This is a genomic window from Polynucleobacter yangtzensis, assembly GCF_027924165.1.
Lineage (GTDB): Bacteria > Pseudomonadota > Gammaproteobacteria > Burkholderiales > Burkholderiaceae > Polynucleobacter > Polynucleobacter yangtzensis.
Window position 1 is genome coordinate 914,711 of the sequence record NZ_AP026973.1, and the last position, 25,276, is coordinate 939,986.

At 46.1% G+C, this 25,276-nt stretch carries 22 protein-coding genes, 1 tRNA gene and 1 riboswitch; of the genes, 9 read left to right on the forward strand and 14 right to left on the reverse strand.

Features of this window, described 5'->3' with window-relative positions; all coding sequences use genetic code 11:
* The first annotated feature begins 12 nt into the window (after nt 1-12).
* Nucleotides 13-897 carry a bifunctional hydroxymethylpyrimidine kinase/phosphomethylpyrimidine kinase gene (gene thiD / locus QMF28_RS04800; RefSeq protein WP_281743506.1) on the forward strand — a complete coding sequence of 295 codons (885 nt, stop codon included), beginning with the start codon at nt 13-15 and terminating at the stop codon, nt 895-897.
* Between the two features lie 26 nt (nt 898-923).
* Here thiD and thiE read toward each other — a convergent pair whose 3' ends face one another.
* From thiE to QMF28_RS04845, 9 genes are all read right to left on the reverse strand, one after another.
* Complete coding sequence (thiE, locus tag QMF28_RS04805; RefSeq protein ID WP_281743507.1) at nt 924-1,850, reverse strand: thiamine phosphate synthase; 927 nt, start codon at nt 1,848-1,850, stop codon at nt 924-926.
* 35 nt (nt 1,851-1,885) lie between these two features.
* Nucleotides 1,886-2,704, reverse strand: coding sequence for a thiazole synthase (locus tag QMF28_RS04810; protein WP_281743508.1), 819 nt, complete (start codon nt 2,702-2,704; stop codon nt 1,886-1,888).
* A 23-nt stretch (nt 2,705-2,727) separates the two neighbouring features.
* A complete protein-coding gene (gene thiS, locus QMF28_RS04815; RefSeq protein ID WP_068322721.1) occupies nt 2,728-2,925 on the reverse strand; it encodes a sulfur carrier protein ThiS in 198 nt (65 codons plus the stop codon).
* Nucleotides 2,916-4,067, reverse strand: a complete 1,152-nt coding sequence (locus QMF28_RS04820; protein WP_281743509.1) for an FAD-dependent oxidoreductase — start codon at nt 4,065-4,067, stop codon at nt 2,916-2,918. Before QMF28_RS04820 ends, thiS begins: the two co-directional genes overlap by 10 nt.
* Nucleotides 4,068-4,081: 14 nt before the next feature.
* Nucleotides 4,082-6,022 (reverse strand): phosphomethylpyrimidine synthase ThiC, encoded by a 1,941-nt coding sequence (thiC, locus tag QMF28_RS04825; RefSeq protein WP_281743510.1) that lies wholly within the window; start codon nt 6,020-6,022, stop codon nt 4,082-4,084.
* 37 nt (nt 6,023-6,059) lie between these two features.
* Nucleotides 6,060-6,165, reverse strand: a riboswitch (TPP riboswitch).
* A gap of 85 nt (nt 6,166-6,250) precedes the next feature.
* A complete protein-coding gene (locus QMF28_RS04830) occupies nt 6,251-7,084 on the reverse strand; it encodes an NUDIX hydrolase (RefSeq protein WP_281743512.1) in 834 nt (277 codons plus the stop codon).
* A gap of 203 nt (nt 7,085-7,287) precedes the next feature.
* A tRNA-Arg gene (locus QMF28_RS04835) sits at nt 7,288-7,362 on the reverse strand.
* Nucleotides 7,363-7,540: 178 nt separating this feature from the next.
* A complete protein-coding gene (locus tag QMF28_RS04840) occupies nt 7,541-8,773 on the reverse strand; it encodes an MFS transporter (protein ID WP_281743513.1) in 1,233 nt (410 codons plus the stop codon).
* 5 nt (nt 8,774-8,778) lie between these two features.
* On the reverse strand, nt 8,779-9,999 hold the full coding sequence (locus QMF28_RS04845) for a CaiB/BaiF CoA transferase family protein (protein ID WP_281743515.1): 1,221 nt from the start codon (nt 9,997-9,999) through the stop codon (nt 8,779-8,781).
* A gap of 79 nt (nt 10,000-10,078) precedes the next feature.
* On the opposite strand from QMF28_RS04845, the gene QMF28_RS04850 reads away from it, so the two are divergent.
* Nucleotides 10,079-12,067: a DNA topoisomerase IV subunit B gene (locus QMF28_RS04850; protein ID WP_281743516.1), complete on the forward strand. Its 1,989-nt coding sequence runs from the start codon at nt 10,079-10,081 to the stop codon at nt 12,065-12,067.
* 71 nt (nt 12,068-12,138) lie between these two features.
* Nucleotides 12,139-14,511, forward strand: a complete 2,373-nt coding sequence (gene parC / locus QMF28_RS04855) for a DNA topoisomerase IV subunit A (protein ID WP_281743634.1) — start codon at nt 12,139-12,141, stop codon at nt 14,509-14,511.
* A gap of 9 nt (nt 14,512-14,520) precedes the next feature.
* Here the strand turns inward: parC and QMF28_RS04860 are convergent, their stop codons facing one another.
* Nucleotides 14,521-15,480, reverse strand: coding sequence for an XdhC family protein (locus QMF28_RS04860; protein WP_281743517.1), 960 nt, complete (start codon nt 15,478-15,480; stop codon nt 14,521-14,523).
* 53 nt (nt 15,481-15,533) lie between these two features.
* On the opposite strand from QMF28_RS04860, the gene QMF28_RS04865 reads away from it, so the two are divergent.
* A complete protein-coding gene (locus QMF28_RS04865; RefSeq protein ID WP_281743518.1) occupies nt 15,534-16,184 on the forward strand; it encodes a nucleotidyltransferase family protein in 651 nt (216 codons plus the stop codon).
* A 15-nt stretch (nt 16,185-16,199) separates the two neighbouring features.
* Here the strand turns inward: QMF28_RS04865 and QMF28_RS04870 are convergent, their stop codons facing one another.
* Genes QMF28_RS04870 through QMF28_RS04880 form a run of 3 tightly spaced genes read right to left on the reverse strand, consistent with a single transcriptional unit; the run spans nt 16,200 to nt 18,786 of the window.
* Nucleotides 16,200-16,658 carry a RidA family protein gene (locus QMF28_RS04870; protein ID WP_281743519.1) on the reverse strand — a complete coding sequence of 153 codons (459 nt, stop codon included), beginning with the start codon at nt 16,656-16,658 and terminating at the stop codon, nt 16,200-16,202.
* A gap of 55 nt (nt 16,659-16,713) precedes the next feature.
* Nucleotides 16,714-17,889 (reverse strand): vWA domain-containing protein, encoded by a 1,176-nt coding sequence (locus tag QMF28_RS04875; RefSeq protein WP_281743520.1) that lies wholly within the window; start codon nt 17,887-17,889, stop codon nt 16,714-16,716.
* Between the two features lie 27 nt (nt 17,890-17,916).
* On the reverse strand, nt 17,917-18,786 hold the full coding sequence (locus QMF28_RS04880) for an AAA family ATPase (RefSeq protein WP_281743521.1): 870 nt from the start codon (nt 18,784-18,786) through the stop codon (nt 17,917-17,919).
* A 162-nt stretch (nt 18,787-18,948) separates the two neighbouring features.
* Between QMF28_RS04880 and QMF28_RS04885 the strand changes: the two genes are divergently transcribed.
* Nucleotides 18,949-19,314: a c-type cytochrome gene (locus tag QMF28_RS04885; RefSeq protein ID WP_251374473.1), complete on the forward strand. Its 366-nt coding sequence runs from the start codon at nt 18,949-18,951 to the stop codon at nt 19,312-19,314.
* 31 nt (nt 19,315-19,345) lie between these two features.
* The gene (locus tag QMF28_RS04890) at nt 19,346-19,699 is read left to right on the forward strand and encodes a c-type cytochrome (protein ID WP_281743522.1); all 354 of its coding nucleotides are present in this window, start codon (nt 19,346-19,348) and stop codon (nt 19,697-19,699) included.
* A 78-nt stretch (nt 19,700-19,777) separates the two neighbouring features.
* On the opposite strand, the gene QMF28_RS04895 is transcribed toward QMF28_RS04890, so the two are convergent.
* Complete coding sequence (locus QMF28_RS04895) at nt 19,778-20,416, reverse strand: GntR family transcriptional regulator (RefSeq protein ID WP_216214778.1); 639 nt, start codon at nt 20,414-20,416, stop codon at nt 19,778-19,780.
* A gap of 94 nt (nt 20,417-20,510) precedes the next feature.
* On the opposite strand from QMF28_RS04895, the gene scpA reads away from it, so the two are divergent.
* The 3 genes from scpA to QMF28_RS04910 are packed head-to-tail and all read left to right on the forward strand — an operon-like array spanning nt 20,511 to nt 25,268.
* Nucleotides 20,511-22,685, forward strand: coding sequence for a methylmalonyl-CoA mutase (scpA, locus tag QMF28_RS04900; protein WP_281743523.1), 2,175 nt, complete (start codon nt 20,511-20,513; stop codon nt 22,683-22,685).
* A gap of 14 nt (nt 22,686-22,699) precedes the next feature.
* Nucleotides 22,700-23,725, forward strand: coding sequence for a methylmalonyl Co-A mutase-associated GTPase MeaB (gene meaB / locus QMF28_RS04905; protein ID WP_068322767.1), 1,026 nt, complete (start codon nt 22,700-22,702; stop codon nt 23,723-23,725).
* A 10-nt stretch (nt 23,726-23,735) separates the two neighbouring features.
* Nucleotides 23,736-25,268 carry an acyl-CoA carboxylase subunit beta gene (locus tag QMF28_RS04910; protein WP_281743524.1) on the forward strand — a complete coding sequence of 511 codons (1,533 nt, stop codon included), beginning with the start codon at nt 23,736-23,738 and terminating at the stop codon, nt 25,266-25,268.
* Nucleotides 25,269-25,276: the final 8 nt, after the last annotated feature.

Genomic DNA, 25,276 nt, shown 5'->3' on the forward strand with positions numbered 1-25,276 from the left:
TATTATAGCAAGATGAAATCACTACTTCCTACTTCTGTACAGATCCCCAAAGTACTGACTATTGCTGGGTCCGATAGTGGCGGCGGGGCGGGGCTCCAGGCTGATCTCAAGGTCATCACTGCCTTGGGTGGCTTTGGTATGTCGGTGATTACAGCCATTACCGCCCAAAATACCTTGGGGGTAACGCGCATTCAAGATATAGATCTGGATGTGGTTGAGGCCCAGATTGACGCTGTTTTATTGGATATTGGGGTTGATATTGTCAAAATTGGCATGTTAGCCAGCCCAGAAATAGTGAAAACGGTTGCCAAATCTTTGCGCAAACACGGCGTAAAACGCATTGTTCTTGATCCCGTATTGCGAGCTACTTCGGGAGCTAGCTTGGGTGGTGACGATACTGCGCAGGCCATGATCTCTGAATTATTTCCAATTACAACATTGATTACACCTAATTTAGATGAGGCATCACTATTACTGGGTCGTGAGATTCGCGGATCTAATGATTTCAAACTGGCTGCTGAAGAATTGCTCGACATGGGACCGCAAGCGGTATTGATAAAAGGTGGGCATCTTGATAGCACGCACACTCAAATTACGGATTACCTAATGTGGCGCACCATCGAGGATGGTTTGGAAGTAGTACAGACAAAAGAATTTAAACACTACCGTGTCAATACTATAAATACACACGGTACAGGTTGCTCATTAGCCTCTGCCATAGCGACATACCTTGCCGATGGTCATGACCTGAGTCACGCAGTTGCTAAGGCAATAGCCTATGTGGAGGCAGGCCTAGAGGCAGGTCGTTTCTTAAGTATTGGTGAAGGTCCTGGACCTTTATGGCATATGCACGACTTTTATCCGACTGCGCTTTTGGATGAAAAAGATAAGTACTAAAAAATATTGTTAAAGCTATTTTTTTCTTAGGCTTGCATTAACTCTTGTAAGTGCTTCACCGCAGCCTTTGGGTCTTTGGCCTGAGTAATGGCTCTCACTACAGCTACTGAACCAACACCGCTCTTAGTCACTGCATGAATACTATCTTGATCAATGCCGCCAATAGCTACCAGAGGATAGTGGCTCATGAGTTTGGCGTATTGGTATAGACGACCAAGTCCTTGGGGAGCGGTAGGCATCTTCTTGAGATTTGTCGGAAAGACTGCGCCCATAGCAATATAGCTTGGGCAAAAACGATCGGCATACGTAAGCTCTGCATATCCATGTGTGCTTAAGCCTAAGCGCAAACCTGCTGCACGAATCTCATCTAAGTCAGCGACTTCCATGTCTTCTTGACCTAAATGCACGCCATATGCACCGGCATCAATTGCTTCTTGCCAATAGTCGTTAATAAATAGCAGTGTTTTGCTATCTTTCACTGCAGCAACAGATTCTTTGATTTGTTTTCTAATCTTGGACTTGTCTTCTGATTTAAAACGCAATTGCACAGTCGGAATCTCTACATCAACCATGCGTTTTACCCAATCAGCATCAGGCATCACACCATACAATCCTAAGCGTTTTGGACACTCTTTGAACGCATTAGGGTTCATATTACGAGTCCATGGCAGCAAATCAAAGTGTTCTGGTCTATTAGGCCATTTAAAGGGGTTAAAGCCACCATCTTGCAAAGTCATACGTGACCAAGCTTTGCCAAGAGTTTTGGCATCCGATTCAATAAACCCCATTTCAATAGCAGCCAAAGCACCAGCTAGTTCGTAATGATCAACTGCCGCTTCATTATCAATTTGTGGCGGCGGTGTATTTAAGCTAAAGACTGGAATCGGAATGCATAGGTCATCATTGCGATGCGCTGCAACGATTTGATCTGCAAGGTCACGAATCAGGCTCATTTGTTCAGTGTACTTAACTTGAAGTAACTAGGTAATTACGATTGGTGCCAAAAAGGCGTTCCCACCAAAGGCGTGCTGGCTTGAGCGGATTCTTGCGGTTTCATGGCGCCAGATAAGTAGGCAGCACGACCAGCATCTACGGCCATAGCAAAGGATTTAGCCATGACTACAGGATCATCGGCTAATGCAACAGCAGTATTGAGTAGCACTCCATCAAAACCCCATTCCATGACCGTGCATGCATGAGAAGGAAGGCCTAAGCCAGCATCAACTAAGAGCGGCACCTTCAAGCGATCGCGCAAGAGTTTCATGGCATATGGGTTTAATGGTCCCTGGCCAGTGCCAATGGGAGCAGCCCATGGCATTACTGCTTGGCAACCGACATCCACAAGGCGTTGACACAAAATGAGATCTTCAGTGCAATACGGTAGAACTTTGAAACCATCTTTAATTAAAGCCTCAGCAGTTTGTGCCAAACGCAAAACATCAGGCTGCAAGGTGTAGTCATCACCAATAAGTTCTAATTTGATCCAATCAGTTTCAAAAACTTCACGTGCCATTTGCGCTGTTGTTATTGCCTCTTGTGGACTATGACAGCCAGCAGTGTTAGGTAATACAGGTACAGCCATCTTTTTGAGTAAATCCCAAAAGCCACTATGTGCTTCAGCAGTTGAAGTGCCTTGACGACGTAGGCTCACAGTAATCATGGCAGGATTAGATGCTTGCACGGCGTTTTCTAAAACCTGTGGAGAGGGGTATCGTGAGGTGCCCAGTAACAAACGGCTAGCAAAACTCTCACCATACAGAACAAGGGTATCGGCAGTATTGAGATTACTAGGTAAGGGAGCGTTCATATCAATTTCAGTTTGTTATTACATCAACCACCAGTAACTGGGGCGATCACTTCAATTTGGTCATTCTCATTTAAGACAAACTCTGCATGCTTTGTCTTGGGTACAAAATTCAGATTCACAGCAACAGCGTAGGGTGGCTTGGCATCAATCAATGCTAGTGCATCGCTGACCAAACTATGGCTTGGCATTTCATATTCGACTTGATTGACGATTATGCGCATACAGCCTCTGCTTGATTACTGTTGTGCGTAACGCTCAAACCTAGTTCCAATGCAGTCTTACTGCTTCCTTGCTCAAGTATCTGCAAGGCGCAATCTAAAACAGCAGGTACAATCATAAAACCATGGCGATATAGGCCATTGATCAATATCAAATCTACCAGCCCTTTATCTTTATTCATCCGTATTTCCGGTAGATTATTTTTTAAAGTAGGGCGGCATTGTGTTGCCATTTCCAAGATACGTGCTTCCGCAAAACCACTATGAACGGTATAGACCGCACTAAGTAACTCCATCGCTGAGCGTACACTCATCTCAGATAGATCATCGGACTCAATTTCAGTGGCGCCTACTACATAGACGTCATTTTCTTTCGGGGCAATATAGATTGGGTAGCGTGGATGAATTAATCTTGTTGGACGGCGCAGCTTTACCTCTGGAGCATAGAGCCGAATCACTTCTCCGCGAACACCACGCAAGGTATTGGGTTTGTCACCAGTGGACCAAGTTTCTTTGGCACCAGTACCACGACAATCAATTACTGCTTGATAGCCGGATTGCTCGCGTAACTCTTGTGGATCCACTTCTGTGTGCCACTGGCAATTCACCTTCAATAGCTTAAGCTCAATAGCAAGTGCATCTAATAGCTGACGATTATCCAGCTGTCCTTCGTTGGGTAAGTACAGCCCCTGATTAAAGCGATCAGCAACACTAGGCTCCAACTCACGCAAAGTTTCATTACTTAACTTTTGCGGTGAGCTCAGCTCAGAGTTCGCACGACAGTTTTTCTCGAGGTGAGCTGTAAAGCGCTCAGCATCACTAGCATCTTGTCGATGCCAAAGAATCAAAGTGCCATCTTGCTGGAAGAAAACTGATTCAGACAGTTCCGAAATCAACTCTTTCCAGCGAGGCAAGCTATATAAGCCCATGCGCACAACAGAATCTTCGGTAATAGCTGATTCAGCAAGAGGAGCCAACATCGCAGCCGCAATGCGTGCTGCAGCATGAGCTGCGTCTGGACCACCTTTTTCAAAGAGATCAACTTGAGCACCTCTATTGGCAAGTGCAACTGCCAGAAAGCGACCCATTAGGCCGCCCCCAACAATTGCATACTTGCTGTTAGAGAGGTTCAAGCTATTTGCCATAAATAACTTGACGATTACTGGTAAATCTCACTACCGCGTTTGCGGAACTCCGCAGACATCTCTTCCATGCCTTTGGATGCATCCGCTACTTCGGTAATCGGAATGACTTTGGCTTTGGGATTTCCGTCTGCATCTAAGGTTGCCGCATAGTCACGTACTTCTTGTGTGATCTTCATGGAGCAGAACTTTGGACCGCACATTGAGCAGAAGTGAGCAATCTTTGCGCCTTCAGCCGGCAAAGTAGCATCGTGATATTCACGCGCACGCTCAGGATCCAAGCCAAGATTGAACTGATCTTCCCAGCGGAATTCAAAGCGGGCTTTAGACAATGCGTTATCGCGCACTTGCGCGCCTGGTAAGCCCTTGGCCAAATCAGCGCCATGAGCAGCAATCTTGTAGGTGATGATGCCTTCGCGGACGTCTTCTTTATCTGGCAAGCCTAAATGCTCTTTAGGTGTGACATAACAAAGCATCGCTGTACCATACCAACCAATTTGGGCAGCGCCAATACCGCTGGTGATGTGGTCGTAACCAGGAGCGATATCGGTAATCAATGGTCCAAGCGTATAGAAGGGGGCTTCTAAGCAGTGCTTGATCTCTTCAGTCATATTTTCTTCAATGCGCTGCATTGGTACGTGACCAGGACCTTCGATCATGACTTGCACATCATGCTTCCATGCTTTAGCAGTTAACTCGCCTAAGGTATGAAGCTCGCCAAACTGTGCAGCATCATTGGAGTCAGCAATGCAGCCAGGACGTAAGCCATCACCCAAGCTAAATGAGACGTCATAGGCTTTCATGATTTCACAAATCTCATCAAACTTCGTATAGAGGAAGTTCTCTTTGTGATGAGCCAAACACCATTTAGCCATGATCGACCCGCCGCGAGACACAATGCCAGTAATGCGATCAGCCGTTAGTGGAACATAGCGAAGCAATACACCTGCGTGAATAGTGAAGTAATCCACACCTTGTTCAGCTTGTTCAATCAAAGTGTCGCGGAACATTTCCCAGGTGAGGTCTTCTGCAATCCCACCAGTTTTATCTAATGCTTGATAAATAGGAACGGTACCAATTGGAACTGGAGAGTTGCGAATAATCCACTCACGGGTCTCATGAATATGTTTACCAGTTGAAAGATCCATGATGGTATCTGCGCCCCAACGAATGGACCAAACCATCTTTTCTACTTCTTCGTTAATAGAAGAGGTAACAGCAGAGTTGCCCAAGTTGCCGTTGATCTTCACACGGAAGTTGCGGCCAATAATCATTGGCTCTAATTCAGGGTGATTAATGTTGGCTGGAATAATCGCACGGCCAGCAGCAATTTCTGAGCGGACAAATTCACCTGTGACGATGTCTGGAAGATTGGCGCCATAGCTTTTGCCAGGATGTTGCTTAAGGAGTTGCTTGTAAGCCGGGTCCTTACGGAGTTGCTCAAGACCCATTGATTCACGCAGCGCTACATATTCCATTTCTGGGGTAACAATGCCTTTGCGTGCGTAGTACATTTGACTGACGTTATGACCAGGTTTGGCAACGCGCGGCGCACTGATATGAGAGAAGCGTAAATTTTGAGTGGCTTCATCTTGAGAGCGAGCAACGCCATATTCAGAACTAGGGCCAGCCAATTGAATGGTGTCATTGCGTTCAGAAATCCACGCGTCACGTAGTCTTGGTAAACCTTTTTCAAGATTGATCACAACATCCGGATCGCTGTATGGTCCAGAGGTGTCGTAAACAGGAACAGGGGGATTGGCTAATAATTCTTCACCTACTCGTGTAGGTAGCTGCTCAATCATGCGGATTGGCGCTTTGATATCAGGACGTGAACCTTGGAGGTAAGTTTTAGTTGAAGCTGGATAGGCAAACTTTTGTCCAAAGTCGCGCTCCAAGCTTTTTAAACTGGGAATCTCGTGTTTAGCGTTTTTTGTTGTGGAATTGCCTGTACTCATGTCCATCTCCTAGCTGTTTTAGATGGACGAAACCGGGTGTCGGTCTGATGTAACTCCCCACGCCAGCATTACCTGGATCGGGTTAAAGGGTCTTTCTCAGCACCTTAGACTAAAACCTCTGAAGGGCACCCCTGTTTCATCCTTAATAAGGATTTAACCACGAATTGGGGGATCAATGCATGACTACCATCAAGCAGGTGTCATAAGAGGCAAATAAGGGCGAATCCCTTATTTATTGCGACGCAATATGAAGTCTGCTGTTACAAAAGCCGCGTCAGAGGTGAATTCATCCGCCAAAATCCTTGCGGCAGCCTCTGCTAGGGAAATTTCTATAAAACCGCTGACTTCGCCGTCGTGATTCATCGGCACAAAGTTATCAGACAATTCTAGGTCGTAAATATAGAGCTGCTCATCATGAAAACCCCGGTTAAGGGATGGGCGGCGCATATGAATACGTCCAACAGGCTCAATCTGTTCTGCAATTTGCTCAGGTACGCCAGCCTCTTCCCAAAGTTCACGACGTGCGCTTACCCAAGGTGTTTCATCGGCAGTAATGCCGCCAGCTGCTAAGTTATCTAACTTGCCTGGATCAGTAGGCTTAGTTTCACTGCGACGACCCAACCAAATCGTATTACTTTGTGTGTAGCCGTTGATATGAGTTGCCATGCTACGAAACCCAAAGGTGCGAAATGCAGCACGTTCCATGCGAAAGTACTTGTGACCATTTTGATCTACCCATGCAAAGTCTTCGTTTCGCCAGCCAGGAATAAATCCACCTACGCGCATGCGATTGGCTAACTGGTAAAGACTGTTTGATAAGTCTTTTGGTTTGCCCAATTGAATTGTCAGCTTGTCATGACTAATTGCAATGAGTGGAATGGATTCCTTTTGTAATGACTCTTGTAAATAGGTAGTGAAGTCTGGATTGAGATGCCCAATGAGCTGCTCGCCTATTGCGCCGCGGGATAAATAGATTGGCAAAAAATCTGCTGGGGCAGAACGCGCCGTATTTTGGAGCATTTCCTCAAGGGCAGCTAGCGTACTGGTTGATAGGCTGGTCATGGGCCTAAGTGTAAGGGAACTTGGCGCCCATAACACATAACTGCAGCTGCATTAGCTTAAATATTTGTAAGTAATTACAAAAGAAGGGGGGCATACTTTTTGCACACAATTTAGGCAGACTAGGTCAGCCTATACAAATCTGTGACTTACGAAAACTTTTGAGGATTTATCCACAATGTCTGTGGATAAGTATGAGGAATTTTTGGTCCCGCCGACAGGAATCGAACCTGTATCCCACGCTTAGGAGGCATGTGCACTATCCATTGTGCTACGGCGAGGCGGTATTAAAATTAAAAATGTGATAGGCGGATTCTAATGAATTACCAACCACACAGAGCCCATACTTGATTAGTAACCGCCATCATCATATCTGGTGCAAAGTACATTGAAAAAACGAACAACAATACAAACAAAGCAAACCCATAGGAAATGATTTTCCAAACGGCAGGTTTTTTCTTAAGCATTAGCAACTCGTTTAACAGCGCGTTCTTTTACGGGAAGGTTGACTAAAAAGGCGAAGACACCCAATCCAATAGCGATTTCCCAAACGATTAAATACGAACCTGTTTGGTCAAACAAATAACCACCCAGGAATGCGCCACAGAAACTGCCTAGTTGATGCGAGAAAAATACCAAACCTGAAAGCATTGTTAAGTATTTAACGCCAAAAATTTGCGCAACGATACCGTTGGTAAGAGGAATAGTCGATAGCCATAAGAAACCCATGATCGCCGCGAAGATGTAAGTGCTCATTGGTGAGGGTGGCAACAATAAGAAAGCAGTAATGGCAATCGAGCGACCTATGTAAATGGCGGACAGTAAATAGCGCTTCGGAAAGCGTTGAGCAAGGATTCCTGAGCTGTAGGTGCCAAAAATATTGAAGAGCCCAATCAAGGCTAGAGCTGTTGTGGCTACTACTGGGGCACCTACCGCAGGATAGTTCGCAGAAACGTCTTTAAGGTAGGGTGCTAAGTGCACGGCAATAAAAACCACCTGAAAGCCACAAACAAAGTAGCCTAAGGTCAGGTAACGAAAGCTAGGATTGCTAACCGCTTCTTTTAAAGCCTGTTTGATTGTTTGATCACCCAAAGCATGCGAGTGACTAAAATTCTTTTCACGCAACATAAAAGCGGTTGGAATCATGAGGCTGGCCATTAAGGCCAACATGAGAAGCGCATCTTGGGTGCCAAATGCACTGAGCAATCCTTGTTCGGCTGGAATCATCAGGAACTGACCAAATGAACCGGCTGCTGCAGTAATGCCCATTGCCCAAACACGTTTTTCTGCAGGAACGTTGCGACCTAAAATGCCGTACACCACGCTATAGGTTGTTGCGGTTTGTGCCAAGCCAATTAATAAACCACCAGCTAGGGTGAAGTTCATCACATCGCTTGATACTGCCATGCCCGCTAAACCTAGTGCATACAGAATGCCACCGGCAACCATGATTTTGAATGCGCCATAGCGATCGGCCAAAGCGCCTGTAACAGGTTGTACTGCACCCCAGATCAGGTTTTGTAGGGCAATTGTTAAAGCAAAGGTTTCACGTCCCCAGCCATTGGCTGAGGTAATTGGTAAATTAAATAGTCCAAAGCCGTGACGAATGCCCATAGACAGCGTGACCATCAGTCCACCATAAATGAGGACTTCCTTCATCGAGAGTCCAGCGTTGCTGAATGGCTTAGTCATGGGATTTAGATGATGCCTTTACTGCGCAACACTTCAATAGTCTTATCGTCGAGCTTAAGACGCTCGTGCAGGATTTCGTCTGTATGTTGACCCAAGGTTGGTGGCGCCATACGGACTTCAGTAGGCGTCTTTGATAAACGCATTGGGCTGGCTACTAATTTCATACTGCCGACAGTGGGGTGTGGGGCTTCAATTTGTACACCACGATGAATCACTTGCTCATTTTCAAAAACTTCTTTGAAGTTGTTGATGGGGCCGCAGGGGACATTGGCTTTTTCTAATAGTGCAATCCATTCGCCCTTAGTTTTTTTGCGAGTCATTTGCTCTAAGAGAGGAATAAGTTGCTTGCGATGTTCTACGCGAAGGGGGTTTGACACATAAAGCGGGTTATCAGCTAAATGCGCTTCACCGCCTGCCGTCACGAAATGCCTAAATTGACCATCATTACCAGCGCCAACAATCATCCAGCCATCAGAGGTGGGAAAGGTTTGATAGGGAACAATGATTGGGGAAGCGTTACCCCAGCGTTTAGGTACTTCACCCGAGGTTAGATAGGCACTTGATACATTCGCCATTACGGCTATTTGCGTATCTAGCAATGACATATCGATGTATTGGCCCTCGCCGGTATGGTCGCGATGGACGATGGCCGCGAGGATTGCCGTGCTGGCATACATACCTGTGAAGATGTCGGCGATAGCAACACCAGATTTTTGTGGGCTAGCGCCCTCAAAGTCATGGGCCTCACCGGTAACACTCATGAAGCCACCCATACCCTGAATGATGAAGTCATATCCAGGGCGGTGAGCATACGGCCCAGTTTGACCGAAGCCAGTGATAGAGCAATAGACTAGGTCGGGCTTCACCTTTTTAAGGCTTTCATAATCAAGTCCGTATTTGGCAAGGTCTCCAACTTTGTAGTTCTCAATCACCACATCCGATTCAGCAGCTAGCTGACGGATGAGTTCTTGGCCCTCAGGTTTAGCAATATCAACGGTAATGGAACGCTTATTACGATTGATGCAAATAAAATAGGCAGATTCTTCGGTTTCTTTGCCATTAGCGTCTTTGGCAAATGGAGGGCCCCAATGACGGGTATCGTCTCCAACCCCAGGTCTTTCAACTTTAATGACATCCGCACCCAAATCTGCGAGATTCTGAGCGCACCAAGGGCCAGCCAAGACTCGGCTGAGGTCTAAAACGCGAATATGACTTAAGGCTCCCATTCCCCAATTTTGGCATGGATGACGGGGTAATACCTGAAAAATTCGGTCTGGATCTCAGACATGACTACAATTTGCGCGCATGGCTACCCGTAAAACTTCCGAATACAGCGAATCGTCGATTCAGGTCCTAAAAGGACTAGAACCAGTCCGTCAGCGGCCTGGAATGTACACCCGCACTGATAATCCACTCCATATCATTCAAGAGGTGCTCGATAACGCATCCGATGAAGCTTTGGGCGGGTTTGGCAAGCAAATCATCGTCACGATGCATACCGACGGTAGTGTGAGCGTCGAAGATGATGGCCGTGGCATTCCAGTGGGAATGCATCCAACGGAGAAGTTACCCGTAGTAGAAATTGTTTTTACCCAGTTACATGCTGGTGGTAAGTTTGAAAAAGGCACTGGTGGTGCTTACGCATTTTCAGGCGGTTTGCATGGTGTTGGTGTTTCGGTAACCAATGCCTTATCCAAGAGATTAGAAGTGACTGTTTGGCGTGATGGCCAAAAGTCGACATTGACCTTTGCTGACGGCAAGGTAATTGAAAAACTCAAATCAAGCCCATCTTCAAAAGAAGATAAGTCACACGGTACTCGCGTACGCGCTTGGCCTGATGGTAAGTACTTTGATAGTTCTGCTATTCCGATGCCTGAGCTCATCCGCTTGCTGCGCTCCAAAGCAGTCTTGTTGCCAGGCGTGAAGGTCACCCTGATTCAAGAAAAAACCGGTGATACCCAGACTTGGCAGTATGCACAGGGCTTGCGTGGCTATTTAAATGAAGCTATTGCACAAGCAGGCCATGGCGCAGAAGTTATTCCGCCGTTTGAGGGCGAGCAATACGCCACTGGCTCAGGCGATGATGATTCCTTTGCTGAAGGTGAGGGCGCTGCTTGGGTGGTTTGCTGGACTGAAGATGGTGCACCAGTGCGCGAGAGTTATGTGAACTTGATTCCAACCCCTGCAGGCGGTACACATGAGAGTGGTTTGCGTGAAGGTTTATTTAATGCTGTTAAAGGCTTTATCGAAATGCACGCATTGCAACCTAAAGGTGTGAAGCTCATGCCTGAAGACGTATTTGCACGTGCATCCTTCATTTTGTCTGCCAAAGTATTGGATCCACAATTTCAAGGCCAGATTAAAGAGCGTCTTAACTCTCGTGACGCGGTGCGCTTAGTTTCTGGTTATGTGAAGTCTGCTCTTGAGCTCTGGCTTAACCAGCACGTTGATTACGGTCGTAAATTGGCTGATTTAGTCATTAAGCAGGCTCAGGCTAGAACTCGCGCAGGACAAAAGGTTGAGAAGAAAAAATCTTCGGGTGTTGCTGTTCTCCCTGGCAAGCTCACGGATTGCGAGAGCCAAGATACCAGCATGAATGAAATCTTCCTGGTGGAGGGTGACTCCGCCGGGGGTTCTGCCAAAATGGGTCGTAATAAAGAATATCAAGCCATTCTGCCATTACGCGGTAAGGTTTTAAACACCTGGGAAGCAGAGCGCGACCGCTTATTTGCTAACAATGAGGTGCACGATATTGCTGTAGCGATTGGCGTTGATCCTCATGGTGCGAATGACAATCCGGATTTATCAAACTTGCGTTATGGCAAGGTTTGCATACTCTCTGATGCGGACGTCGATGGCGCGCATATTCAAGTGTTGCTATTAACTTTGTTCTACAAGCATTTCCCTAAATTGATTGAGTTGGGTCATGTACACATCTCTAGGCCACCTCTATTTAGGATAGATGCTCCAGCACGCGGCAAGAAGCCGGCGCAAAAGATCTATGCATTGGATGCTAATGAGTTGCAGGCGATCGAAGATAAATTGCGCAAAGATGGCGTAAAAGAAACTGCATGGCAGATTTCTCGCTTTAAAGGTCTTGGCGAGATGAGCGCAGAGCAACTATGGGATACAACTCTGAATCCAGATACACGCCGTTTACTTCCTGTAACACTAGGTACTTGGACCGAAGACGAAACATTTAAAACAATGGATATGCTGATGGGTAAATCAGAGTCTGGTGCGCGTCGCGATTGGCTTGAAGAGCGCGGCAATGAAGTGGAGGCGGATATCTAATGACAACTAAAAAGACTCCAGGAAAAAATAATCCAGCTGATCAGGCGGATTTATTCTCCAGCCCGATTGAGATGGATATCGTTGAGGTCGATGAGGCTCCAGCAGTGGAAGCATCCTCTGGTGGTTCAGGTAACCATGATCCAAAAACTATTGATCTAAACGAAGATGGCAAAGACAGCTTAACTTTAGCGGTATACGCAGAGCGCGCCTATTTAGATTACGCCATTAGCGTGGTTAAAGGTCGCGCGCTTCCAGATGTATCAGACGGACAGAAGCCAGTACAGCGCCGAATTCTATTCTCAATGAGTGAAATGGGCTTGCGCGCCGATGCGAAGCCGGTAAAGAGTGCTCGTGTTGTTGGTGATGTGTTGGGTAAATTCCATCCTCACGGGGATCAGTCTGCATACGATGCATTGGTTCGTTTGGCACAAAGCTTCTCATTGCGTTATCCATTAATTGATGGACAAGGTAACTTCGGTTCTCGTGATGGTGATGGCGCGGCAGCGATGCGTTACACAGAAGCACGCCTTACTAAAATTGCTAGCCTGCTGTTAAGTGAAATTGATGAAGGTACGGTTGATTTCGCACCAAACTACGATGGTTCATTCCAAGAGCCAAAGTTATTACCAGCGCGCCTACCGTTTGTATTGCTCAACGGCGCTTCGGGTATTGCTGTTGGTATGGCTACCGAGATTCCATCGCATAACTTGCGTGAAGTAGCCTCCGCAGCAGTTGCTTTAATGAAGTCTCCAAAGATGACTACTGCAGAGTTGTTGGAGATCATACCCGGTCCTGACTATCCAGGTGGCGGCCAAATCATTTCCTCTGCTGCAGAAATTGCCCAGATTTATGAGGCAGGGCGCGGCAGTATTAAGGTGCGCGCACGTTGGTCAATCGAAGAGTTGGCTCGCGGCCAGTGGCAGATTGTTGTAAATGAATTACCACCAGCCACTTCTTCTCAGCGTGTACTACAAGAGATTGAAGAGATCACGAATCCAAAGGTAAAGGTCGGTAAAAAGACCTTAACTCCTGAGCAGAATAATCTCAAATCAACCATTCTGAATGTGCTTGATGGCGTTCGCGACGAGTCTAGCAAGGACGCAGCAGTGCGCTTGGTGTTTGAGCCTAAGAGCAAGAATATTGACGTCAATGAGTTTGTAAACCTATTACTTGCTCACACCTCATTAGAGTCCAATGCGCCAATGAACTTGGTGATGATTGGCAATGATGGTCGTCCGCGTCAAAAGGGCTTAAAAGAAATTATTTCCGAGTGGATTACTTTCAGGGTTGCCACGGTTACCCGTAGAACTCAGCACCGCTTAGGCAAAGTCAAAGACCGCATGCATATTTTGGAAGGGCGTTTAATCGTTCTTCTCAATATTGATAAGGTTATCAAGATCATTCGCAATAGCGATGAGCCCAAAGCAGATTTGATAAAAGAATTTAAGTTGTCAGATCGTCAGGCTGAAGACATTCTGGATATTCGTTTGCGTCAGTTGGCTCGCTTAGAAGGTATCAAGATTGAGCAGGAACTTAAAGAACTCAAAGCGGAGCGTGATGATCTAGAAGGCTTATTGCAGAGCGATACTGTCTTGCGTAAACGCATCATCAAAGAAATCGAATCCGATATGAAGGATTTTGGCGATGATCGTCGCACCTTGATTCAGGAAGATAAGCGTGCTATTGCTGAGACAAAGGTGATTGATGAGCCGGTAACAGTGATTGTTTCTCAAAAGGGTTGGGTCCGAGTTCGCCAAGGTCACGAGCATGATGCAACTCAATTTAGTTTTAAGGCGGGCGATGCTTTATATGCCACCTTCGAAGTGAGAACGGTAGACGTTATTCAAGGCTTTGGCAGTGATGGTCGCGTCTATACCGTTCCTGTAAGTGAATTGCCTGGTGCCCGCGGTGATGGTTCGCCATTGACCAGCTTTGTTAATTTGGCTGCTGGGTCACAGATGGTTGCTTACTATGCTGGCCAGCCTGACGATTTGGTATTGCTATCTACTAAAGCAGGCTTTGGATTCTTGGCTAATGTATCGGATATGAGTACCCGCAATAAGGCGGGCAAATCATTCTTAAGCATGGATGCCAAGGTACCGGGTGATGCACCTTTAGGTGCGGCAAAAGTCAAAGTCGGCATGAAACAAGTTGCCTGCTTGTCCGAGGCTTCCAAGTTATTGGTCTTCCCTCTAGATGAGCTCAAGCGCTTGCCCACTGGCGGCAAAGGCGTGATCTTGATGGGCTTGGACGATAAAGAGTATTTGGCTTCAGCAATTGCTGTAGGTCCTGATGGAGCGACTTACTCAGGTGCAGGTCGTGCTGGCAAGCCAACTGAACTCAGTTTGGATGCAAAAACTTTGAAGTCGTTTGGAGGCAACCGTGCACGTAAAGGCCACTTTGTAGAGCCACGCTTAAAAGACGGCAAGCTCACAGCGAACTAAGTACCGCTTTTAGACTTTCTTCGGAACGCTAATGCCGTATTTGACGGCAATCACTTCTGCCAGGATCGAAACTGCGATCTCTGGTGGGGTGAGAGCCCCAATATAAAGCCCTACAGGGCCATGTAATTTTTCTACTTGCTCTTGGCTAACATCGAACTCTAATAAACGCTCTTTGCGTTTTTGAGTGTTCTTGCGGCTGCCTAGTGCGCCTACATAAAAAGCTGGTGACTTAAGAGCCTCCATCAAAGCCATGTCATCCAATTTGGGATCATGCGTAAGGGCTACAACTGCAGTGTGAGAGTCGACGCCAATCTCAAGTAATACATCGTCTGGCATGCCCTTAGAAAAAGTAATATCCGTACGATTGAGGCCTTCGGCATATTCTTCGCGAGGATCGATCACAATAACTTCAAAGTCAGAAGCTAAAGCAAAATCAGCGGTGTATAGAGAGAGTTGGCCGGCGCCAATGATGACCATGCGCCAGCGTGGACCGTAAGTCGTATGCATTTCTTGATCGGTGCAAATAAATTCATCACTACGATCACCTAGGGTGAGTGTCGATTTTCCAGTGCCTAAGTTCACTGAGCGGCGAGTAATTTGATGCGAAGAAATATTCTCAAGTAGCTTTTCTAAAACAGCTAACTCCGGCTTTGGCTCCACCAGCAAACGCAGGGTGCCACCACATGGCAATCCAAAACGAGCCGCCTCTTGTTGGGTCACGCCATACACCAACATTTCAGGGGTATTGCGCGTCAAAATTTCTGTCTGCACACGACGAATCAGGTCATCTTCAACGCAACCGCCTGAAACTGAGCCCGCAACCTGACCATCAGCACGTATCGCCAACCATGAGCCAACAGGACGTGGAGCGGAGCCCCAGGTTTGAACCACGGTTGCTATCGCCACAGATTGGCCCGATTGGAGCCACTCCACGGCAGATTTAAGAACGCTGAGGTCGGTACTGTTCATGCTATTTCTTCTTTTGCTAATGCTTTGATGAATAACTAATTATTATCACTCTAATGACAATTTCTGGTGAATCCTTCAAAAACCCAAAATTACGCCTAGCCGTACTCCTCTTGGCAGCAGGTGAGGGGAGTCGTTTAGGTGGATTTCCTAAGGCATTGCTGATGAAGGAGGGTGAAAGCTTATTAAGCCGCTTTCTACAATCTATTCAAAAATTCAACCCAGTAGAAACGTTGGTTGTCACAGGCTTTTATGCAGATGCAATTGAGGTGGAAATCAACTCAATAAGGCAAAAGACTCGTAACCCTATTGCCATAGTAAAAAACCAAAATCCACAAGAAGGTCAGTCATCTTCGGTCCGACTTGGCTTAGAGTCGCTCAAATCTGACTATGACGTTTTATTGGTTGCTTTGTGTGATCAACCTAATATTGGCGTCTCGGAGATTGAGGCTCTGTTAGAGCAATTCAATCAAGTAGGATTCAATAAGGAAATCGTCTTACCAATGGTGAACGGAAATCGTGGTAACCCAGTATTATTTTCGAAAAAAGTGATTGAAGAAATCATGGCGACACCCGGGATGGTCTGCAGGCCCTTTATGGATAAGCATCCAGAGCTAGTGAAACTATTTGAGACGAATAATCAGGCTTATTTATTGGATGTCGACACCCAGGCCGACATCCAAAAACTAGGGCTTGATACTATTTAAATTAATGTAATTAAATTAAATCTCAGCGATCAATTCAATTTCAATGCAAGCACCCAGCGGAATTTGCGCAACACCAAAAGCGCTACGAGCATGTTTGCCAGCATCACCAAAAACTTCAAAAAGTAATTCTGAACAGCCATTAACAACTAGGTGCTGCTCCGTATAGGTATCGGCAGAGTTCACCAAACCCATTACCTTAACAATGCGCTTTACTTTATCCAAAGAGCCTAAGTGATTCTGCAAGGTGGAGATCAAATCTATTGCAATAGAGCGTGCTGCCGATTTGCCAGTATCGGTATCCATGTCTTTACCAAGCTTTCCTACCCAAGGTTTGCCATCGCGTTTAGCAATATGACCAGAGAGAAAAACAGTATTCCCGGTAGTGGCTGCCATGACATAGGCCGCAGCAGGAGGTCCTGGTGGTGGCAAATCAATTCCAAGGGTTTTGAGGCGATCGCTAATGTTTGTAGTCATGCTAAATAGGATTAATTTAAAAAAGAAATAAGTTCAAAAAGGGAATATCAGAATCTTACTTGGAAAGTTGACGCATGGCACTCTCAAGGCCATTTAAGGTCACTGGATACATGCGATCTTTCATGAGGTTTTGCATGATGTCAATTGACTGACGATATTGCCAGATAGATTCAGGTTCTGGATTAAGCCAAGCAAAATGCGGGAAGTGGTCAATTAAACGGTTGATCCAAACAGCTCCAGCTTCCTTATTGTTGTATTCAACCGAACCATTCGGACTCAGAATCTCATAAGGAGACATGGTTGCATCACCAACGAATATCAGCTTGTAGTCTGGGCCATATTTATTGATGATGTCTTGGGTTGGCGTAGCTTGGTCGCGTCTGCGACGATTACTTTGCCAAAGGTTTTCATAAACACAGTTATGAAAATAGTAGTGCTCAAGATGCTTAAATTCTGCTTTAGCAGCAGAGAACAATTCAGCAATACGCTGAATATGATCATCCATTGAGCCACCAACATCCATGAGTAGCAGCACTTTGACCTGATTGTGGCGCTCAGGACGCATTTTGATATCGAGCATTCCTGCATTAGCTGCTGTTGAATGAATCGTTTGATCTAGGTCGAGCTCTAGGGTAGACCCTTCTCTAGCAAACCGACGCAACCGACGCAAAGCAACCTTAATGTTGCGAGTGCCCAGAGCTATATCACTGTCATAGTCTTTAAACTCTCGCGCTTCCCAAACCTTGATTGCGGTTCTATTGCCAGCGCTCTCACCGCCAATGCGAATGCCTTCAGGATGGTAACCGCTATGACCAAACGGGGAAGATCCGCCAGCGCCAATCCATTTATTCCCGCCACCATGCCATTCTTTTTGTTCTTTTAGGAGCTCCTCAAGACGCTTTTTCAGTGCATCAGGCCCACCTAATTTTTTGAGGGCTGCTTTTTCTTCTTCCGTCAGTACGCGCTGAAGCTTTTTCTCTAACCAATCCAAAGGAATATCTGGGGAGAGTGCAATGATTTGCTCAATGCCGTTGAAGTAGCTGCCAAAGACTTGATCAAAACGATCAAAGTGTTGCTCGTCTTTAACCAGGGTCATGCGAGCCAGCTGATAAAACTCATCAATCGATGGATTGATAACGCCTGATTTCAAAGCCTCCAGGAGCGTTAAAAACTCTCGTACTGAAACAGGCACTTTAGCCTCTTTCAGGTTAAGGAAGAATTGAATCAACATAAATACAGGGTGATATTGATCAATATATTAACGATGATTGCGATTCATCATGACCAAGCGCTCAAACAAGTGGATATCTTGTTCATTCTTGAGTAAAGCGCCATGCAGCGGTGGTACAGAAATCTTCTCATCATTGCTATACAAAGCCTCTGGCGGGATATCTTCAGCTAATAGAAGCTTGAGCCAATCAATCAGCTCGGAGGTGGAAGGCTTTTTCTTAAGCCCTGGTAATGAGCGTATTTGATAAAAGACCTTGAGAGCTGCATCCAGGAGATCTTGTTTGATATTGGGGTGGTGAACATCCACGATGCTTTGCATTGTTGTTGCATCGGGAAAGGTAATGTAATGAAAAAAGCAGCGGCGCAAGAATGCATCGGGGAGCTCTTTCTCATTATTGGAAGTGATGATGACTAGCGGGCGATGCTTTGCTTTAATGAGTTCACGCGTTTCATAAACATAAAATTCCATGCGATCAATTTCGCGCAGTAAGTCATTTGGAAACTCAATATCTGCTTTATCGATTTCATCAATGAGCAAGACTGTAGGTTCATCCGCCTCAAAAGCTTGCCAAAGTACGCCCTTAACAATGTAGTTACGAATGTCTTTTACCTTCTCATCACCCAACTGCGAATCGCGCAAGCGGCTGACTGCATCGTATTCATACAGCCCTTGTTGAGCTTTGGTAGTAGATTTAATGTGCCACTGCAAGAGCGGCATGTTGAGGGCGGAGGCAACTTCCTCGGCCAACATCGTTTTGCCAGTGCCTGGCTCGCCTTTAATCAAAAGAGGGCGTTGCAATGCGATTGCCGCATTTACGGCTAATTTGAGATCTTCAGTAGCAACGTAGCTTTGGCTGCCTGAGAAGCGGTTTTGAGTAGAGGGGTTGGATTTGCTCATGTGCTGACCTAATTAGTGCTTGGTTAAGCGTTCCAGTATAGGTAAATGAGCCAAATTTTTCAGTGTTTCTACTGATTTTGGGCTCCAGAATGGCGGGAAGGGCGTCTGTCCGCTATACTCTTCCCAAATTGATCTAAATCAAACTCATTAATAATGATTTCTATGAAAAAACTCTCCATTCTTCCTCAATTGGCCGTAACCGCAGCTTTGGTTTTTGCTGGCTCTGTTGCTCAGGCTGATGAAGTTAAAGGTAATGCTGCAGCAGGTAACGGCAAGGTTTGGCTTTGCGTTGGTTGCCACTCAATTCCCGAATATCGCGCAGACTACCCATTGGTATACAAGGTACCTATGATTGGCGGTCAAAATGCTGCTTACATTGCTAGTGCACTAGCTGCTTACAAAAAAGGCGAAAGAAAGCATCCAACAATGCGCTCTATTGCTGCCAGCTTGTCTGACCAAGACATGGCTGATATCGGTGAATACTATGCTGCGCAAACTGCCAGCTCACCTAACAACCCATTGAAGTGATTCATTAATAAAGATACATAGAGATACTTTTATGAAATTCGCCCTAATTACCGCAGTTATGCTATCCAGCATTGGTTTGGTAAATGTAGCAAACGCTGCCAATAAAGAAAAAGGTCAGGCTTTGGTTGAGAAGGCTAATTGCGCTTCTTGTCATGGTGCCGGTCTAAATGCTCCAATCCTGCCTGCCTATCCAAAATTAGCTGGCCAGTATTCCGATTACCTTTACTACGCTTTAAAGGCTTATAAGGTAGGTAATGGCAATGCTCAGTTTGGTCGCAACAATGCTGTAATGGGCTCACAAGTTCAAAACTTTAGCGATGCTGACTTGCAAGATATGGCTGCTTACATTTCTTCTTTACCTGGAAACTTTGTAGTAAAAAAGTAAATCCTAGTAAGTAAGGCTTCATACAAAAAGGCTTAGATTAATCATCTAAGCCTTTGTTTTTTATACTCTTTATAAAGTTTAACGAAGCGCTTCAAGCCCTCGCTCTAGGTGCTTGCGCATGGCTAGCTCAGCAGCATGTTCATCTCGTTTCAATATGGCTCTGAGAATCTCTCGATGCTCCACTAATGAGTTTTGCAGTCTACCTGTGCTGGTTAGAGAGTCTCTGCGGTGAAGTTTTAGCACTTTACGTAGATCTGCGATAACGCCATTCATCCAGCGATTTCCGGCAATTTCTTGGATTAATTCATGAAATTTGCCATTTACCTCAAAGAATTGCTCAATATCTCGATCGGCAGCCGCTTTTTCAAGTCGGTGGTGCAGGTGATCCAATAGGTTTAATTCGGCTTCAGTTGCCTTTGTAGCCGTTTCTTTGGCCGCTTGACCCTCCAGAAGGGAGAGAATTGTAAAAATCTGCTCCAAGTCTTTGCGGATAACCTCGGTAACGTAAGCTCCCCGGCGCATTTTGATGGTTACAAGCCCTTCAGATGCTAGAACCTTGATTGCTTCACGCATTGGTGTGCGGCTTATACCAAACTGATCAGCCAAAGATTGCTCATCTAGCCAGCTTCCAGGAGCCAACTGCTTGCTAAAGATTTGCTCCCGAAGCCTATCGGCAACGTCTTCATATAGCGGTCTATTATTCAGTTTTGTATTCATAATTATGAATACATTATGTAGACAATTCTAAAATTGTCAAGCAAAATGTGGGGACATTTCGATGCAATGCAACAAAAATTAACCGGGAGTTTTTGTGAGTTCTAAAGAAAACAATTCATGGCCATCTTTTCCAGATACCAACCTGGATGCTTGGAAAAAGTCAGCTCAGAAATCAGCGCCTAATGGCGATGTTGATTCCTTGGGTTGGAAAACACCAGATGGAATTCACCTAAAAGCTCTATACACATCATCGGATATTGAAGGCCTCAATTACACCGATACATTGCCTGGATTTGAACCATTCGTGCGTGGACCACAAGCGACGATGTATTCAGTTCGTCCATGGACCATACGTCAATATGCCGGCTTTTCAACTGCCGAAGAATCCAATGCTTTTTATCGCAAGGCGTTAGATGCTGGTGGTCAAGGTGTATCCGTTGCGTTTGACTTAGCAACGCATCGTGGTTACGACTCAGATCATCCTCGGGTTACTGGTGACGTTGGTAAGGCCGGCGTTGCGATTGATTCTGTAGAAGATATGAAGATTTTGTTTGATGGCATTCCATTGGACAAAGTTTCTGTTTCGATGACTATGAACGGCGCTGTATTGCCTGTGTTGGCAGGCTACATCGTTGCCGGTGAAGAGCAAGGAGTTAAGCAAGAGCAATTATCAGGAACCATTCAGAACGATATTCTGAAAGAGTTCATGGTGCGTAATACCTACATTTACCCACCAGAGCCATCAATGCGCATCATCGGCGACATTATTGAGTACACCGCCAAACATATGCCTAAGTTCAACTCGATTTCGATTTCGGGTTATCACATGCAAGAGGCAGGTGCCAATCAAGTGTTGGAATTGGCTTTCACATTAGCTGACGGTAAAGAGTATGTAAAGACAGCGTTAGCCAAAGGATTGGATGTGGATGGCTTTGCTGGACGACTTTCATTCTTTTTTGCGATTGGTATGAACTTCTATTTAGAGGTTGCCAAGTTGCGTGCTGCACGCTTGCTATGGTGGCGCATTATGAAATCCTTCGAGCCAAAGAATCCAAAGTCTTTGATGCTTCGTACGCATTGCCAAACTTCTGGCTGGTCTCTAACTGAACAAGATCCATACAACAACGTTGTGCGAACTACAGTTGAGGCGATGGCTGCCGTATTTGGCGGCACACAGTCATTGCATACCAATTCATTGGATGAGGCGATTGCGCTTCCTTCAGAGTTCTCCAGTCGCATTGCTCGTAATACTCAGCTGATCCTGCAAGAAGAAACCCATATCCCGAGCGTGATCGATCCATGGGCGGGCTCTTACATGATGGAAAACCTCACTCAAGAGATGGCTGATAAGGCTTGGGAAATTATTCAAGAAGTAGAAGCCATGGGCGGCATGACCAAGGCGGTTGAAAGTGGCTGGGCTAAGCTGAAGATTGAGGCTGCTGCCGCTGAAAAACAAGCCAAGATTGACTCAGGCTCAGATGTGATTGTTGGTGTTAATAAATACAAGCTCGGCAAAGAAGATCTAGTTGATGTATTGATGATCGATAACGACAAAGTTCGTGAAGGTCAGGTAGCCCGTCTCAAAGAAATCAAAGCAAAACGTGATTCACAAAAAGTACAGGCTGCATTAGAGGTCTTAACCAAGGCTGCAGAAGATAACTCAGGAAATCTCTTGGAGCTAGCAGTAAACGCGATTCGTTTACGTGCAACGGTTGGTGAAGTTTCTGATGCGTTAGAAAAAGTTTACGGGCGCCATCGCGCCGATACTCAAAAGGTGACCGGTGTGTATGCAGCCGCTTATGACTCAGCTGAAGGCTGGGCAAAACTCCAAACTGAAATTGCCGACTTTGCAAAGGACTTTGGTCGTCGTCCACGCGTGATGATCGCCAAGCTAGGCCAAGATGGCCATGACCGCGGCGCTAAAGTCGTTGCTACTGCCTATGCTGACTTAGGATTTGACGTAGATATCGGACCTTTATTCCAAACGCCTGAAGAATGTGCTCGCCAAGCGATTGAGAATGACGTGCATGCCTTAGGAGTTTCTACTTTGGCAGCTGGTCATAAGACTTTAGTTCCGGCCATTATTGCTGAATTGAAAAAGCAAGGCTCAGACGACATCATCGTGTTCGTTGGCGGCGTGATTCCAAGACAAGATTACGAATTCCTCTATGAGGCAGGCGTTAAAGGAATCTACGGACCAGGTACACCTATTCCGGCATCGGCCAAGGATGTGCTTGAGCAAATTCGCAAGTCTGTTAATCCCGCTTAATACGGATCATAGGCATGCTCGAAGCTGCTGATCAGGCTCTAGTGAATGATCTCACTGGTGCGCCATCGCTTAAACAGCGCCGCGCACTGGCGAAGATCATTACTTTGCTTGAGTCAACACGCCTAGATCACCGTCATCGCGCTGATGACGTACTCAATTCTTTATTGCCTAAAACGGGCAAATCATTCCGCCTCGGCATCTCAGGTGTACCAGGCGTTGGTAAGTCGACCTTAATTGAGTCCTTGGGTCTTTACCTAATTGAAAAAGGTCACCGAGTAGCTGTTTTGGCGATCGATCCTTCTTCTAGTATTTCTGGTGGTTCGATTTTGGGCGATAAGACGCGTATGGAGCGATTATCCGTTCTAGAGAATGCCTTTATTCGTCCAAGTCCATCCTCTTGCACTTTGGGTGGTGTAGCCGAGAAGACTCGTGAAGCCATGTTGGTTGCTGAAGCCGCAGGTTTTGACGTCATCATTGTTGAGACGGTTGGTGTAGGGCAGAGCGAAATCGCGGTTGCCGGCATGACCGATATGTTCCTGTTGTTGCAATTACCGAATGCAGGCGATGATCTTCAGGCAATTAAAAAAGGCGTGATGGAAATCGCTGATCTGATTGTGATTAATAAGGTGGATATTGATCCAGATGCTGCAATGCGCGCTCAACTATTCATCACGAGTTCATTGCGCCTGTTGGGATTTCAAGGGAATCCTGATCACGCATCACACGACAAAGAGTTTTGGCATCCGCAAGTGATGACCTTAAGCGCCCTCGAGGGCAAAGGTGTACCAGAGCTTTGGGACAAAGTTTCCCATTTTGAAAAACTGCAAAAGGCGAACGGTAAATTTGAATCTCGTCGTAAGCAACAAGCAGGCGCATGGATGTGGGATCGCATTGATGCTGGACTTAAAAACGCATTTCGTAGTAATGAAGCAGTGCAAGAACTTCTACCAAGTTTGGTTGCACAGGTAAATCAGGGAACCATGGCAGCTTCTGTAGCAGCAAGACGGCTACTGGAGTCCATGGGGCATGAATTTTTCTAAGGAGCAGGAAATGAAGGAAATCATTCAACAACTGGAAGCCAAGCGTGAGCTTGCCCGATTGGGTGGCGGGCAAAAGCGTATTCAGGCTCAGCATTCTAAGGGCAAATTAACTGCGCGCGAGCGTATTGAGCTCTTGCTGGATGCTGGCACATTCGAAGAGTGGGATATGTTTGTTGAGCACCGTTGCCATGATTTTGGCATGGGTGATCAAACCGTTCCTGGCGATGGCGTTGTTACCGGTTATGGAATGATTAATGGCCGCTTGGTATTTGTGTTTTCTCAAGACTTCACCGTGCTTGGCGGCTCCTTGTCTGAAGCTCATGCTGAAAAGATCTGCAAAATCATGGATCAAGCTCTTAAAGTTGGAGCGCCAGTTATTGGTTTGAATGACTCTGGTGGCGCACGTATTCAGGAGGGTGTTGCATCCCTTGGCGGCTATGCTGAAATTTTCCAGCGCAACGTTACTGCGTCTGGCGTGATTCCACAGATTTCCTTGATCATGGGCCCATCAGCTGGTGGCGCGGTTTACTCTCCAGCCTTGACCGACTTCATTTTCATGGTCAAAGATAGTTCATACATGTTCGTGACTGGTCCTGAAGTGGTTAAGACTGTTACCCATGAAGACGTCACTGCCGAAGAATTAGGTGGTGCTGTAACTCACTCAACAGTTTCAGGCGTATGTGATCTAGCTTTTGATAATGATGTCGATGCAATCATGATGCTGCGGCGCTTCTTTAACTACTTGCCGCTCTCTAACCGCGAGAAGCCACCTTTGATTAAGGGTGCTAATCGCACCGAAGAGCCAGATTTCTCCTTAGATACATTAGTGCCATCAAATCCAAATCAACCTTACGATATGAAGGAGTTGATTGAGAAGATCGTTGATGATGGCGAGTTCTTTGAATTGCAGCCTGACTACGCAAAAAATATTGTGATTGGCTTTGCCCGTATTGAAGGACGCTCAATTGGTATTGTTGCCAATCAGCCTTTGGTATTGGCTGGCTGTTTAGACATTAAGGCCTCTATTAAGGCAGCGCGTTTTGTGCGCTTTTGTGATGCCTTCAATATTCCAGTAGTTACTTTGGTTGATGTTCCAGGCTTTATGCCAGGAACCGCACAAGAATACGGCGGCATCATTAAGCATGGCGCGAAATTACTCTATGCGTACGCAGATTGCACGGTACCTAAAGTAACCTTGATTACACGTAAGGCCTACGGTGGTGCTTACGACGTGATGGCCTCTAAGCATCTACGCGGCGACGTGAATTTCGCTTGGCCTTCAGCCGAGATCGCTGTGATGGGCCCTAAGGGTGCTGTTGAAATTATTTTCCGCGAAGAGAAATCCGATCCAGAAAAAATTACAGCTCGTGAAGCTGAGTACAAATCTAAGTTTGCAAACCCATTTGTTGCTGGTCGTCGTGGCTACATTGATGACGTCATCCTTCCACATGAAACCCGCAAACGTATTGCTCGTTCACTAGCAATGCTTAAAGACAAAGACTTGAAGAATCCTGCGCGTAAACACGGCAATATTCCTCTGTAAAGGCGCTG

Excerpts from the sequence above, each read along its gene's own strand:
- thiE (WP_281743507.1), bottom strand. The coding sequence starts at position 1,850 with ATGAGCCTGATTCGTGACCTTGCAGATCAAATCGTTGCAGCGCATCGC.
- QMF28_RS04865 (WP_281743518.1), top strand. The coding sequence starts at position 15,534 with ATGACAATTTCTGGTGAATCCTTCAAAAACCCAAAATTACGCCTAGCC.
- QMF28_RS04810 (WP_281743508.1), bottom strand. The coding sequence starts at position 2,704 with ATGAACGCTCCCTTACCTAGTAATCTCAATACTGCCGATACCCTTGTT.
- QMF28_RS04830 (WP_281743512.1), bottom strand. The coding sequence starts at position 7,084 with ATGACCAGCCTATCAACCAGTACGCTAGCTGCCCTTGAGGAAATGCTC.
- QMF28_RS04870 (WP_281743519.1), bottom strand. The coding sequence starts at position 16,658 with ATGACTACAAACATTAGCGATCGCCTCAAAACCCTTGGAATTGATTTG.
- thiD (WP_281743506.1), top strand. The coding sequence starts at position 13 with ATGAAATCACTACTTCCTACTTCTGTACAGATCCCCAAAGTACTGACT.
- thiC (WP_281743510.1), bottom strand. The coding sequence starts at position 6,022 with ATGAGTACAGGCAATTCCACAACAAAAAACGCTAAACACGAGATTCCC.
- QMF28_RS04820 (WP_281743509.1), bottom strand. The coding sequence starts at position 4,067 with ATGGCAAATAGCTTGAACCTCTCTAACAGCAAGTATGCAATTGTTGGG.
- QMF28_RS04895 (WP_216214778.1), bottom strand. The coding sequence starts at position 20,416 with ATGAATACAAAACTGAATAATAGACCGCTATATGAAGACGTTGCCGAT.
- parC (WP_281743634.1), top strand. The coding sequence starts at position 12,139 with ATGGATATCGTTGAGGTCGATGAGGCTCCAGCAGTGGAAGCATCCTCT.
- QMF28_RS04845 (WP_281743515.1), bottom strand. The coding sequence starts at position 9,999 with ATGGGAGCCTTAAGTCATATTCGCGTTTTAGACCTCAGCCGAGTCTTG.
- QMF28_RS04885 (WP_251374473.1), top strand. The coding sequence starts at position 18,949 with ATGAAAAAACTCTCCATTCTTCCTCAATTGGCCGTAACCGCAGCTTTG.
- meaB (WP_068322767.1), top strand. The coding sequence starts at position 22,700 with ATGCTCGAAGCTGCTGATCAGGCTCTAGTGAATGATCTCACTGGTGCG.
- QMF28_RS04860 (WP_281743517.1), bottom strand. The coding sequence starts at position 15,480 with ATGAACAGTACCGACCTCAGCGTTCTTAAATCTGCCGTGGAGTGGCTC.
- QMF28_RS04890 (WP_281743522.1), top strand. The coding sequence starts at position 19,346 with ATGAAATTCGCCCTAATTACCGCAGTTATGCTATCCAGCATTGGTTTG.
- QMF28_RS04910 (WP_281743524.1), top strand. The coding sequence starts at position 23,736 with ATGAAGGAAATCATTCAACAACTGGAAGCCAAGCGTGAGCTTGCCCGA.
- QMF28_RS04880 (WP_281743521.1), bottom strand. The coding sequence starts at position 18,786 with ATGAGCAAATCCAACCCCTCTACTCAAAACCGCTTCTCAGGCAGCCAA.
- QMF28_RS04875 (WP_281743520.1), bottom strand. The coding sequence starts at position 17,889 with ATGTTGATTCAATTCTTCCTTAACCTGAAAGAGGCTAAAGTGCCTGTT.
- QMF28_RS04850 (WP_281743516.1), top strand. The coding sequence starts at position 10,079 with ATGGCTACCCGTAAAACTTCCGAATACAGCGAATCGTCGATTCAGGTC.
- thiS (WP_068322721.1), bottom strand. The coding sequence starts at position 2,925 with ATGCGCATAATCGTCAATCAAGTCGAATATGAAATGCCAAGCCATAGT.
- QMF28_RS04840 (WP_281743513.1), bottom strand. The coding sequence starts at position 8,773 with ATGACTAAGCCATTCAGCAACGCTGGACTCTCGATGAAGGAAGTCCTC.